This window comes from Paenibacillus sp. F4 (genome assembly GCF_002894905.1).
Taxonomy (GTDB): Bacteria; Bacillota; Bacilli; order Paenibacillales; family Paenibacillaceae; genus Paenibacillus; species Paenibacillus polymyxa_B.
Genome location: NZ_POVS01000011.1, coordinates 21,598 through 33,443, shown reverse-complemented (window position 1 = coordinate 33,443; position 11,846 = coordinate 21,598). Strand labels below are relative to the sequence as shown.

Sequence of the window (11,846 nt, the reverse complement as noted above, 5' to 3'; positions counted from 1 at the left end):
CAAGCCTATACTTATTAAATCAAGCTTACTTGCGGGATGCAATCATAGATTTTCCTGTCATTTCCGCAGGTTGCGGAAGTTGCATCAAATCCAGAAGCGTTGGAGCTACGTCAGCCAGTATTCCATGCTCACGCAAAACGATATTTTCATCAGTCAAAATGAACGGAACCGGATTAGTTGTGTGAGCTGTGAACGGACGTCCCTGCTCATCAATTTCCATATCCGCGTTACCATGGTCAGCAATGATAATAACCACGCCGCCTTTGGCTTTAACCGCATCTACAACACGTCCAACACATTCATCCGTCGTCTCTACCGCCTTAATCGTTGGCTCCAGCATACCGGAGTGTCCAACCATATCCGGATTGGCAAAGTTCAGGATAATCGCATCATGCTTGTCGGCTTCGATTTCCTTAACAGCAGCATCCGCTACTTCATACGCACTCATTTCCGGCTGCAAGTCATATGTAGCCACTTTAGGCGAGTTGATCAAAATACGAGTTTCGCCAGGAAGCTCCACATCGCGTCCGCCACTGAAAAAGAAAGTAACGTGCGGATATTTTTCAGTCTCAGCAATACGCAATTGCTTTTTGTTGTTTTGAACCAACACTTCACCAAACGTGTTATCCAGGTTTTTCGGTTCGTAAGCTACAAAGCCTTCAACCGTTTCGCTGAACAACGTCAGGCAAACAAAGTGCAGATCTTTAGGCCATTTCGGGCCACGGTCAAAACCACGGAAGTCCGCGTTTGTAAATACCTGAGACAGTTGAATCGCACGGTCAGGACGGAAATTGAGGAAGATAACAGAGTCATTGCTTTCGACCAGCCCTACAGGACTTCCGTCAGCCTTCACAATAACCGTTGGCTCCACAAATTCGTCGAACACTGATTTTTCATACGATTCTTTCAATGCTTCCATTGGATCTGTGTATTGAGGACCTTCTCCGTATACGATTGCACGGTAGGATTTCTCTACACGTTCCCAACGTTTGTCGCGGTCCATAGCATAATAGCGTCCTTGTACAGTCGCAATTTTGCCTACGCCCACTTCTTGAATTTTAGCGATCAGCTGCTGCATGAAGCCTACACCGCTGTCAGGCATAACGTCGCGTCCATCCATGAAAGCATGAATGTACACTTCTGTTAAGCCTTCTTTTTTCGCCAAATCCAGCATAGCGAACAGATGGCTGATATGGCTATGCACGCCGCCGTCGGACAGAAGTCCGTACAGGTGAAGTTTCGTGTTGTTCTTCTTGGCATGTTGCACTGCTTTAACCAGTGTTTCATTGTCGTAGAATTCACCTTCACGGATGGACTTCGAAATACGAGTCAAGTCTTGATATACGATTCGGCCTGCGCCGATGTTCAAGTGACCCACTTCAGAGTTACCCATTTGTCCTTCCGGCAAACCTACTGCTTCGCCAGAAGCCGTCAGCGTTGTATGAGGATATTGCTGTAAATACCGGTCGTAATTCGGTTTGTTGGCCTGTGCAACCGCATTGCCTTCCACGGTGTCACGCAGTCCGAACCCGTCCATAATAATTAAAGCTACCGGTTTTGGTGCTGTCATCTTACTTCGCCCCCTCAACAAGCGCGATGTACGACGCCGGTTGAAGACTGGCACCGCCCACGAGCGCGCCGTCGATATCGCTTTGACCCAGGTACTCAGTAACATTTTCAGGTTTTACACTGCCACCATACTGAATACGTACAGCATTTGCTGTATTTTCATCATACAGCTCTTTAATCAGACTGCGGATATAGGAAATCACTTCATTCGCATCCTGCGAAGTGGAGGATTTGCCTGTTCCGATGGCCCAGATTGGTTCATAAGCAACAACTACTTGTGCAGCCTGATCCTTAGCCAAACCAGCAAAAGCTGCTACAGTTTGCACTTTTACAACCTCTTTGGTTTGTCCAGCTTCACGATCTTCCAGCTTTTCGCCTACACACACGATTGGAGTCAGGTCATGACGGAATGCCGCATGAACCTTTTTGTTCACGGTTTCGTCTGTTTCATTAAAATATTCACGACGTTCGGAGTGTCCGATCACAACGTAGTCTACGCCCAGATCTTTCAGCATTCCACCGCTAATTTCACCTGTAAATGCACCATCTTCTGCAAAATGCAGGTTTTGTGCGCCAATTTTAATAGACGTGCCTTTTACTGCTTCAACCAGAGCAGGAAGATTCGTAAATGGTGCGCAAATCACGCTTTCCACTCCTGCAACCTCTGCTTTGCCTTTGATCTCTTCGATGAAAGTTTTAGCTTCTGGTACGGTTTTAAACATCTTCCAGTTACCCGCGATAATCGGTGTTCTCAATGGTTTCAACTCCTAACTATTAGGTGCCCTAAAGCTTTATTCACGCATAGTGCGTTTGATTATTTATCGTTCAGTGCAACAACACCCGGAAGTGCTTTGCCTTCCATAAATTCAAGTGATGCGCCGCCGCCAGTAGAGATATGATCCATTTTGTCAGCCAAGTGGAATTTTTCAGCCGCAGCCGCAGAATCACCGCCACCAATGATGGTGTATGCTTCAGTTGTTGCGCAAGCTTCCGCTACTTCACGAGTACCACCAGCGAAAGGCTCGATTTCAAATACGCCCATTGGTCCGTTCCATACAACCAGTTTGGAGTTTTTGATCACATCTGCATAGATTTTACGTGTTTTCGGTCCGATGTCCACACCTTCCCAATCTGCAGGAATGCCGTCGATATCCACAATGTCTGTGTTCGCCGTAGCGCTGAAATCGTCAGACACAACAATATCAACCGGAAGATAGAAGTTTTTGCCGAGCTTCTTCGCTTTTTCGATAAAACCAAGAGCTACGTCCAGTTTGGATTCATCCAGCAAAGATTGACCCACTTCATGACCTTGAGCTTTGAAGAATGTATAAGTCAAACCGCCACCAATGATTACGTTATCTGCAATGTTCAGCAGGTTGTCGATCACGTCGATTTTGTCTTTTACTTTGGAACCGCCGATAATGGCTGTAAAAGGACGATCTGGATTCGACAGAGCTTTACCAATGACAGACAATTCTTTTTCCATCAGCAGGCCGGAAACAGCTGGAAGAATATGAGCGATACCTTCAGTGGAAGCATGAGCACGGTGTGCTGCACCAAATGCGTCATTCACGAAAACGTCGGCCAGTTCAGCAAATTGCTTCGCCAATTCAGGATCATTCTTTTCTTCTCCTGCATAAAAACGTACATTTTCAAGCAACAGCACGTCGCCGTTTTGCAGTTCAGCCACTTTCGCTTTAACAGCTTCGCCTACCGATTCGTCCACTTTAACTACTGGCTTTTTCAGCAGTTCAGACAAACGTACGCCGACAGGAGTCAGACGCATGGATTCAACAACCTGACCTTTTGGACGTCCAAAGTGACTCGCCAAAACAACTTTTGCACCTTTTTCAATCAGGTAGTTAATGGTTGGCAAGGTTTCACGAATACGCTTGTCATCCGTAATTTTACCGTCCTCAACCGGAACGTTAAAATCTACACGAACAAACACCCGTTTTCCATTCAGTTCTATATCACGTACGCTCTTTTTATTCATCTCCATATTCCTCCGCACCCTTATAATTTTACGAAACAGGAATTTAAGGCACATTTGATATATAAAGAGCGGAAACAATAACCTGTTTCCGCTCTATGTTATTGCTCAATAAGACTGTTCTTATTTAGCCAGTTTTGCGAAGTATTCCAACGTGCGGATCAATTGTGCAGTGTAGGACATTTCGTTGTCATACCAAGCTACAGTTTTCACCAGTTGTTTGTCGCCAACAGTCAGAACTTTAGTTTGAGTTGCATCAAACAAAGAACCGAAAGTGATACCCTTGATGTCGGAAGAAACGATTTGATCTTCAGTGTATCCAAAAGTATCAGGATCGGAAGCTTCTTTCATCGCTGCGTTGATTTCTTCAGCAGTTACGTTTTTCTCCAGAACTGTTACCAACTCAGTCAGGGAACCAGTTGCTACTGGAACACGTTGAGCCGCGCCATCCAGTTTACCTTTCAGTTCAGGAATTACCAGACCGATGGCTTTTGCAGCACCAGTTGTGTTAGGAATAATGTTTTCAGCTGCTGCGCGAGCACGACGGAAGTCACCTTTAGCATGCGGAGCATCCAAAGTGTTTTGGTCGCCAGTGTAAGCGTGAATTGTAGTCATCAAACCTTCGATGATACCGAATTTGTCTTGCAGTGTTTTAGCCATAGGAGCCAAGCAGTTTGTTGTGCAAGAAGCACCGGAGATTACAGTTTCAGTACCGTCCAGAATTTCATGGTTTACGTTATAAACGACAGTTTTCATGTCGCCAGTAGCTGGAGCGGAAATAACAACTTTTTTAGCGCCGCCTTTCAAATGTTTCTCAGCAGCTTCTTTAGTTGTGAAGAAACCTGTGCATTCCAGAACGATATCTACACCCAGGTCTCCCCAAGGCAGTTCTTCAGGGTTGCGGTTAGCCAAAACTTTAACTTCTTTACCGTTTACTTTGAAGAAGCCGTCATGTACTTCTACTTCTCCTTGGAAAGTACCTTGTGTTGTATCATATTTCAACAAATGTGCCAACATTTTGGAATCTGTCAAGTCATTGATTGCTACTACTTCAATACCTTCCACGTTTTGAATCCGGCGGAAAGCAAGGCGTCCAATACGTCCGAAACCGTTAATACCAACTTTAACTGTCATGAGTGAGTTCCTCCCAAAGTTCGTTTAGTTTAGTTTTATATATTCAAGACAGACCCGAAAGCCCGTCAAGACAACACCATTCATAAATCCATCTTAACCATTTAAATAATGACTTACAATCTCGGCAGCAGCGCCTTCGTCGGTGACTAGAATGTCTTCTTGTCCGAAACGCAGTACCGCATGAATAGCGGCCGCCTTGCTCTTGCCTCCAGCTACACCTAGAACCGTATCGGTACGCCTGATGTCCTCTAATCGAAGTCCAAGCGTCAGCATTCTGTGAACAACGACGCCATCTTCGTTAAAGTAATAACCAAACGATTCGGCAACGGCCCCCTCACTGCTGATCTGAGCAAAGGTTTCGGGATCAAGTTTACGTCTATGTGCCATCGCTATGGCGTTGCCTATCCCGTGAATGATGATACGACTCTCGCGAATCAGGTTCAATATATCCTGAATGTTCGTATCTTCAAGCAAGGAGTTGTAAGCATGATTGCTGAGCAAATCCGGTACATGGAGCAGACGGTATTGAGCGCCTACCTTGCGAGCCATTGTGGAAGCAATTGTGTTGGCCTGCATTTCCATGCTTTCTCCCAAACCCCCGCGTGCCGGTACAAACCACCCACCCTTAAGTGGGCCATTAGAAGGTAGTGCCAGTTGTTCCGCCACGTCGGCAATCGTCGTGCCACCTGTTACAGCGACCACATCCTCGTCGTCCATAACACTCAGCAACGCTTTTGCTCCAGCGCGCCCCAGCTCCTGCTTTGTTAACGGAGAAGCATCCGAATCCCCTGGAACGACAACCACCTTCCTCAAACCATAGGCTTGACGAATCTGGTCCTCCAATTGGGACAGGCCGAACAAGTTGTTCGCAATCGGCTCCAGCTGTTCCAGCAGATCCAGTCCTGCTTTGCTCACCTTCATGCCTACACTCTCAATCTCAATTAGCCCTTGAGCTTTAAGAAGATCGGTTTCGGCGCGCAACACGCGCTCAGTCATGTTCAGTGAAGCTGCCAGTGTTCTGCGTCCAACAACATCGGACAGCATAATCTGATGCAGGATCGTGTACCTTTTTTTCAAAACATCCATGAGGTCGGGCAGAAGCTGCTTCTGTATTTCTAATATCTTTCGCATGCTTTCCACTCCCGCACACTTCTAAGTTCTGTCTCTAATGCTCTATCTCTAACTGGTCTTAAAACGTCCCGGGATAACTTTTTAAGTCCCACGTATATCTTAACCAATATTTGCTCCACATGCAAGTCTATCTGAACCTATATTTCTCAACCATTTGCCTGAATATGCGCATTTAATAAAAGCTTGCAATTCACTGCTGTATATCATATAATCATCTTTGTTTCCAATTAGCTGTTTAATTAGTTAGTTGTTTGCATTGATTGAACTATGCGCCCGTGGTCCAACGGATATGACGTAGGCCTCCGGAGCCTGAGATCGAGGTTCGATTCCTCGCGGGCGCGCCATTTTAAATGAACGTTTAAATAAATGAACGTTTAAATACTTCTACATAATGTTTTAACCAATAAGAGCGCTGAGGGCTCTTTTTTTTAATCATTAGTTTGACTTTCTTTGACTTTTTGTTTGAAATTGTTTATCATGTGGTTAATACGGTAACAGTTTATAAATAAGGGACGTGTAATCGGCATGTCCACCAAATCCACTAACGATATTTAAGGGAGGTTTTTTGACGTGAGCTATGTTCCTATGGTAGTAGAACAAAGTAACCGCGGCGAACGCGCCTATGACATTTATTCCAGACTGTTGAAGGATCGCATTATTTTGTTAGGCTCGGACGTCAATGACGTTGTAGCCAACTCTATTATTGCGCAAATGCTGTTTTTGGCTGCCGAAGATCCTGAAAAAGATATTCACTTGTATATTAACAGCCCTGGCGGTTCCATTACAGCTGGTATGGCCATTTTCGATACGATGCAATACATTAAACCTGACGTATCTACGATTTGCGTAGGTATGGCGGCTTCCATGGGCGCGTTCTTGCTGAATGCAGGCGCCAAAGGTAAACGTTTCGCTTTGCCAAACAGTGAAATTATGATTCACCAACCACTGGGCGGTGCACAAGGCCAGGCAACGGATATTGAAATCCGCGCACGCCGCATTCTGAAAATGCGTGATAAACTGAACCGCATTCTCGCAGATCGCACAGGCCAACCACTGGAACGCATTGAAAAAGATACAGACCGTGACTACTTCATGTCCGCTGATGATGCCAAGGAATACGGTATTATTGATAAAGTGCTAACTAGCTCCTCTCCAGAAGGTGTATAAGAGAAAAAATTCACCTCTCGATAGCTGGTAAATGAAAAAAGCTGCTCCGGATGTTCTTATCCGGTAGGCAGCTTTTTGCTTTGTTGTTTTTTTAGGTTATAGACAATTGAACTTGTTTATTTCTACTATTCATTCTGTCCCGCAAAAGGCTTTCCGCCTTGAGGCAGCAGTTGACCGAACGAGTAGGTAAACTCCGGAATTCCATACGCGTATGGCGCATAATCATACAAATCAAACACGATTGTTACTCCACTGTTAGTTACATAAAAATTCTGATCTGCCGCCAGCTCTTTAAATTTACCGAATCCTTCACCAGCCTGAAGCGCATCGATTTTTTTCTTCAAATCAGCATTGAGGAACTTTTTGTAGTCCGGATTTGCCTTCAATACGTCAGACAATTGCAGCAGTTTACCATCAGCGAGCGAGAACGTATATCCTTTACGTGCCGTCATGCCATGTGCGCCACCCGTATACGAGTAATCCTGCATAATCACACTCAGAATACCATCTTTGTTATAGGCAATCGCAAAATCATTTCCGAACTCATACGGTCTTTCTGTTGTAGCCTCTCCCTCAGCCATTATCTTTTTACCTGCTGCCAATATACCCTCTGCATGCTTTTTAAGCACATGGTTAATGGCCTGTTGAGCCTCCGGATTAAGCTTGCTGCCGCTGATTTGCGGGTACTTAATCTTGTAGGACACCTTCGCATTACTCGAAGCTGGAAGGGTTTGAGACGCAATTGTGATCGGATTTAGCTGGCTTTTACTCAGCGTTACTGTTTTCTGAGCTGCACTCCATTGAGCATCTATGCCTAGATAGTCTTTCAGCAGACTCATAGGAATGTATAGCTTCCCAGCGATCTGTTTGGCATCCATGCTACGTGTATTGATTCCATTGACGTTGACGTAGGCATCCGAGGAAGAAGCCATAATGTAAAGTTTATTGTACCCGCTACCTACAGTATATGTCGCTGTTTTCGCATCATAGCTTACTGGAATCCCCAGGCTGTCACGCAGTGCGGCCATCGGAATCATTGTACTCCCGTTCACTTGAACACCTTTAGCGGGCAACGTTTTACCATTCCATTGGATGGTGATTCCTGGTTGCTGTGTTGTCGCTTGCTGCTGCTTCGTCGATGCTGCCTGGATATAGGAAACGGGAACAGCTGCGACTCCTGCTAAAATCCCTGCTGCCAGCAGTGCTGAACCCCATTTTTTTGCATACTTACTCATATTAAGTATTCCTCCTGTTAATGATCTGTATTGTCTATGTGTGATAACCACTTTTCCTATTATATCTATACCCTATTGTATGTAGTTTACAATCTGTACACTCTCCGATTTCAATATGTACACCTAATAACCCTTAGCTATGACAGACTCATTACAAAAAGGTTTCGGTATACAAAAAAAGCCAGCAAGCCAGCCTGCACATGATGCAGACCGCTTGTGGCTTCGTTTGATGATCTATATTAGTTCATTTCGTATTGAGCCGACACCTGTACTTTCACTGTTACTTGCCCTGATTGTATCTCTGTCCCGCCACCTGCTACGTCCAAGAGCGATTTTGACATGGCACTTTCACGTTGTGTAAAGATTTGTGCTTCTCCGCCATCTACCGTCACACTCACAAGGGCACCTAACCCGCGTTTGGCTGCTTTAGCTACAGCACTGGCTTTAGATTGTGCGCTTCCCAATGCCTTAGTAATGGCTTCTTCTTCATAAGTCGAAGGATTTTCCACGGAAAAACGTACATTATCTACGTTATTGGCTCCGGACTTGGTCGCCTCATCCAACAACTGACCGATTTTATCCAAATCGCGGTATTTGACGGAAAGTGTATGGTTGGCAGTGTAGCCTTTGAGCTTCTGCCCTTCTTTTTCGTTATAGGTGTAGTTAGGCTGTACATAAAACTGGCTGGTCTGAATGTCATCTGCGCTGATGCTCCACTTTTCTTTCAGCAGTTGTGTAACCTTGTTCAATTTTGTAGCATTGGCTTTTTGAGCAGCGGCTGCCGTATTCCCTTCCGATTGTACACCGATAGAGAGATAAGCAATATCGGGCTTCGCCAATACTTCCCCGCTTCCAGTCACATTAATTACACCGTTTACCGTCGAAGCTGTTGACGCAGCATAAGCACGATCTGCCCCTGTCCATAATCCTCCTGCTACTCCCCCTGCCATTAATGCTCCTGCGAGAACTGCTGTGGCTACTGTTTTTGTCCAAAGTCTCATTGAATTCAACCTCTTTCTTGTAAATGTTTGTACCTTCCAGACGGGAATGACGGAAAAAGGTTGCAGCCAAGCATACAAATTTCCGAAACAGAGCATGACCACAGGAATTTTAATTATCTATAACTTGAACTTAATACGGTCTCTATATTCAACAAATCCACACATAGAACAGTTAACGGAGGAGCGTTCGAAGACTTTTTTCTGTATACAAAAAAAAGCCCCGAAGGGGCTTTTCACTAAGAGCATACACCATATTACAAAGTAAATCTTTGTTTATTGATTTTCCAGCTCTACCTTACTAACCAGACTTACTAAAGCGTTTACAGCCTGTTCGGCGTCCGCACCTTCAGCACTAATATTGATTTCAGTACCTGTACTGATGGCAAGACTCATAATACCCATGATGCTTTTGGCATTAACCTTTTTGTCTTCTTTTTCCACAAAAATCTCAGATGAATATTTATTCGCTTCCTGTACGAACAACGCAGCAGGTCTGGCGTGCAGTCCTGTTTTCAAGCGTACGACTACCGGATGTTTTGACATGTCAGCTTACCCCCTCATCAAATAAATCTGGACACTACTTACTCCATTTTATTTATCACATTATAACATTAACCCGGGACAGACACTAGAAAAAAAACTAAAAAAACCGGGGCTAAAAGCCCCATGGACACTCTTTTTACGGAATCAGGCCATTTTCGCCCCTAATTTTGTCAGCCATCTCATCAATTTTGCGAAGTCGATGATTTACACCCGATTTACTCACGACCCCTTTGAGCATTTCCCCGACTTCTTTTAAATTCAAATCGGGATGAGCGAGCCGAATTTCTGCCACTTCACGCAGTTTATCAGGCAAGGTCTCCAAACCAACTTCCCTCTCCAGCAACTTAATATTCTCAATTTGCCGGACAGCAGCTCCGATCGTCTTGTTCAAATTAGCCGTTTCACAATTGACAATGCGATTTACGGAATTACGCATATCTCGCATAATGCGTACATCTTCAAATTTGAACAAGGCTTGATGCGCCCCAATGATGCTAAGCAACTCAATGATCTTCTCGCCTTCCTTGATGTAGAGAATAAAACCTTTTTTTCGCTCAATACAGCGAGCATTTAGATGAAATTCATTCGCAAGATCAACGAGTGCCTGACAATGCTCCTCATACATCGAAGAAATTTCAAGATGGTAAGACGACCCTTCAGGATTGTTGACAGATCCACCTGCCATAAAGGCGCCCCGCAAATAAGCCCTCTTACAACAGTTTTTCCGAACGATATCCCTATTAATCCCGTCAGTGAACAAGAAACCTTCTGAGACGATATAAAGATCCTTTAGCAGTTGCTGCACACCATTGGGAATACGGACAATGTACACATTATTTTTTTTCAAGCGCATTTTTTTCCGTACAAGCAGTTCGATATGAAGTTGAAAATGCTTCTTGATCAAGGAGTAAATCCGCCTTGCAATCGCGGCATTTTCTGTGGACACGTCCAATATCACCCTTTTATTCGACAGTTGTACGGATCCGAGCATACGTATGAGCGCAGATAGTTCCGCTTTCTCACAGCAGGACTGGCTTTCAATCATCGTAAGCTCTTTTTTCGTTTGTGCCGCAAAGGACAAGGGACTCACCTCCTTCTTAATATCCAGTTTTGTACCAATTGGTAAATATGCTGGCTCAATTTGTCGGCATCATGCCGTAAATACGTGCGGAACAGAACTAATGTATCTGCCACCACTTTATATCCCCGGTCGGTCAGCTCGCCCATGTCTACTTGAACTGGCTTTGCTCCCTGCTCAGCATACATTTCCTGTACTTGGGGTGGAATTTCTCCGTTATTTACAATGACATAGTCGAAGAGATGATGCCCTACATGCTCAAAAATAGCTTGCAGGTGATCTCCTACCGTATAACCATCGGTTTCCCCAGGCTGGGTCATAACGTTACAGACAAATATTTTGATAGCGTCTGATTTTACTACAGCTTCAGCGAGTTTAGGTACAAGCAAATTTGGTAATATGCTGGTATATAGACTACCAGGGCCAATCAAAATCGCATCGGCTTCATTAATGGCCTCTACAGCCTCAGGCAACGGCTCCACGTGAGTCGGTTCAAGAAAGACGCGTTTGATTCGTCCGCCCGCTTCCGGGATCTTGGACTCCCCGGTAATCACCGTGCCATCTTCCATCTCAGCGCTTAACACAACGCCTTCCTCGGCTGCCGGTAGCACACGTCCCCGGACAGCAAATACACGGCTAAGCTCACGCACCGCCGTTACGAAATCTCCCGATATATCGGTCATCGCTGCTAAAATCAGATTACCTAGGCTATGGCCTGACAATCCTGATCCCGCACCGAAACGGTATTTCAGCATATCTGACATCACTGGTTCCACGTCAGCCAAGGCAGTCAGCACATTGCGAATATCCCCTGGAGGGGGCATCTGCAGCTCACTGCGCAAAATCCCGGAACTTCCGCCATCGTCAGCGACTGTAACAATAGCCGTAATATCTAGCGGCTTTTGCTTTAAGCCCCGCAGCATGACGGACAAGCCGGTTCCGCCGCCCATAACAACAATACGTGGGCGCTCCCGTTGTGATCCGGTCTCTTTCAT

General features: G+C 45.2%; 11 protein-coding genes and 1 tRNA gene. 2 read left to right on the top strand and 10 right to left on the bottom strand.

What is annotated here, in order from left to right:
• Window positions 1-25 precede the first annotated feature (25 nt).
• From gpmI to C1T21_RS11685, 5 genes are all read right to left on the bottom strand, one after another.
• Complete coding sequence (gene gpmI / locus C1T21_RS11705) at window positions 26-1,570, bottom strand: 2,3-bisphosphoglycerate-independent phosphoglycerate mutase (RefSeq protein ID WP_013308265.1); 1,545 nt, start codon at window positions 1,568-1,570, stop codon at window positions 26-28.
• A 1-nt stretch (window position 1,571) separates the two neighbouring features.
• Window positions 1,572-2,324: a triose-phosphate isomerase gene (tpiA, locus tag C1T21_RS11700; RefSeq protein WP_023986490.1), complete on the bottom strand. Its 753-nt coding sequence runs from the start codon at window positions 2,322-2,324 to the stop codon at window positions 1,572-1,574.
• Window positions 2,325-2,383: 59 nt separating this feature from the next.
• The gene (locus tag C1T21_RS11695; protein ID WP_103048371.1) at window positions 2,384-3,565 is read right to left on the bottom strand and encodes a phosphoglycerate kinase; all 1,182 of its coding nucleotides are present in this window, start codon (window positions 3,563-3,565) and stop codon (window positions 2,384-2,386) included.
• A gap of 120 nt (window positions 3,566-3,685) precedes the next feature.
• Window positions 3,686-4,696, bottom strand: coding sequence for a type I glyceraldehyde-3-phosphate dehydrogenase (gene gap, locus C1T21_RS11690; RefSeq protein ID WP_013308262.1), 1,011 nt, complete (start codon window positions 4,694-4,696; stop codon window positions 3,686-3,688).
• A 93-nt stretch (window positions 4,697-4,789) separates the two neighbouring features.
• Window positions 4,790-5,827: a sugar-binding transcriptional regulator gene (locus tag C1T21_RS11685; RefSeq protein ID WP_013308261.1), complete on the bottom strand. Its 1,038-nt coding sequence runs from the start codon at window positions 5,825-5,827 to the stop codon at window positions 4,790-4,792.
• A gap of 269 nt (window positions 5,828-6,096) precedes the next feature.
• On the opposite strand from C1T21_RS11685, the gene C1T21_RS11680 reads away from it, so the two are divergent.
• Window positions 6,097-6,171, top strand: a tRNA-Arg gene (locus C1T21_RS11680).
• A 226-nt stretch (window positions 6,172-6,397) separates the two neighbouring features.
• Window positions 6,398-6,994: an ATP-dependent Clp endopeptidase proteolytic subunit ClpP gene (gene clpP, locus C1T21_RS11675; protein WP_013368815.1), complete on the top strand. Its 597-nt coding sequence runs from the start codon at window positions 6,398-6,400 to the stop codon at window positions 6,992-6,994.
• A gap of 125 nt (window positions 6,995-7,119) precedes the next feature.
• Here clpP and C1T21_RS11670 read toward each other — a convergent pair whose 3' ends face one another.
• The 5 genes from C1T21_RS11670 to C1T21_RS11650 form a co-directional block, all read right to left on the bottom strand.
• On the bottom strand, window positions 7,120-8,229 hold the full coding sequence (locus tag C1T21_RS11670; RefSeq protein WP_103048370.1) for a PdaC/SigV domain-containing protein: 1,110 nt from the start codon (window positions 8,227-8,229) through the stop codon (window positions 7,120-7,122).
• A gap of 239 nt (window positions 8,230-8,468) precedes the next feature.
• Window positions 8,469-9,230: an SIMPL domain-containing protein gene (locus C1T21_RS11665; RefSeq protein WP_103048369.1), complete on the bottom strand. Its 762-nt coding sequence runs from the start codon at window positions 9,228-9,230 to the stop codon at window positions 8,469-8,471.
• A gap of 273 nt (window positions 9,231-9,503) precedes the next feature.
• Complete coding sequence (locus tag C1T21_RS11660; protein ID WP_013368811.1) at window positions 9,504-9,773, bottom strand: HPr family phosphocarrier protein; 270 nt, start codon at window positions 9,771-9,773, stop codon at window positions 9,504-9,506.
• A gap of 136 nt (window positions 9,774-9,909) precedes the next feature.
• Window positions 9,910-10,854, bottom strand: coding sequence for a DNA-binding protein WhiA (gene whiA, locus C1T21_RS11655; RefSeq protein WP_013308256.1), 945 nt, complete (start codon window positions 10,852-10,854; stop codon window positions 9,910-9,912).
• A gap of 5 nt (window positions 10,855-10,859) precedes the next feature.
• Window positions 10,860-11,846: a gluconeogenesis factor YvcK family protein gene (locus tag C1T21_RS11650; protein ID WP_023986485.1), complete on the bottom strand. Its 987-nt coding sequence runs from the start codon at window positions 11,844-11,846 to the stop codon at window positions 10,860-10,862.

What these genes read in the sequence shown, in the direction of transcription:
- gpmI (WP_013308265.1), bottom strand. Translation starts at nt 1,570, where the DNA reads ATGACAGCACCAAAACCGGTAGCTTTAATTATTATGGACGGGTTCGGA.
- C1T21_RS11695 (WP_103048371.1), bottom strand. Translation starts at nt 3,565, where the DNA reads ATGAATAAAAAGAGCGTACGTGATATAGAACTGAATGGAAAACGGGTG.
- gap (WP_013308262.1), bottom strand. Translation starts at nt 4,696, where the DNA reads ATGACAGTTAAAGTTGGTATTAACGGTTTCGGACGTATTGGACGCCTT.
- C1T21_RS11685 (WP_013308261.1), bottom strand. Translation starts at nt 5,827, where the DNA reads ATGCGAAAGATATTAGAAATACAGAAGCAGCTTCTGCCCGACCTCATG.
- C1T21_RS11670 (WP_103048370.1), bottom strand. Translation starts at nt 8,229, where the DNA reads ATGAGTAAGTATGCAAAAAAATGGGGTTCAGCACTGCTGGCAGCAGGG.
- C1T21_RS11665 (WP_103048369.1), bottom strand. Translation starts at nt 9,230, where the DNA reads ATGAGACTTTGGACAAAAACAGTAGCCACAGCAGTTCTCGCAGGAGCA.
- C1T21_RS11660 (WP_013368811.1), bottom strand. Translation starts at nt 9,773, where the DNA reads ATGTCAAAACATCCGGTAGTCGTACGCTTGAAAACAGGACTGCACGCC.
- C1T21_RS11650 (WP_023986485.1), bottom strand. Translation starts at nt 11,846, where the DNA reads ATGAAAGAGACCGGATCACAACGGGAGCGCCCACGTATTGTTGTTATG.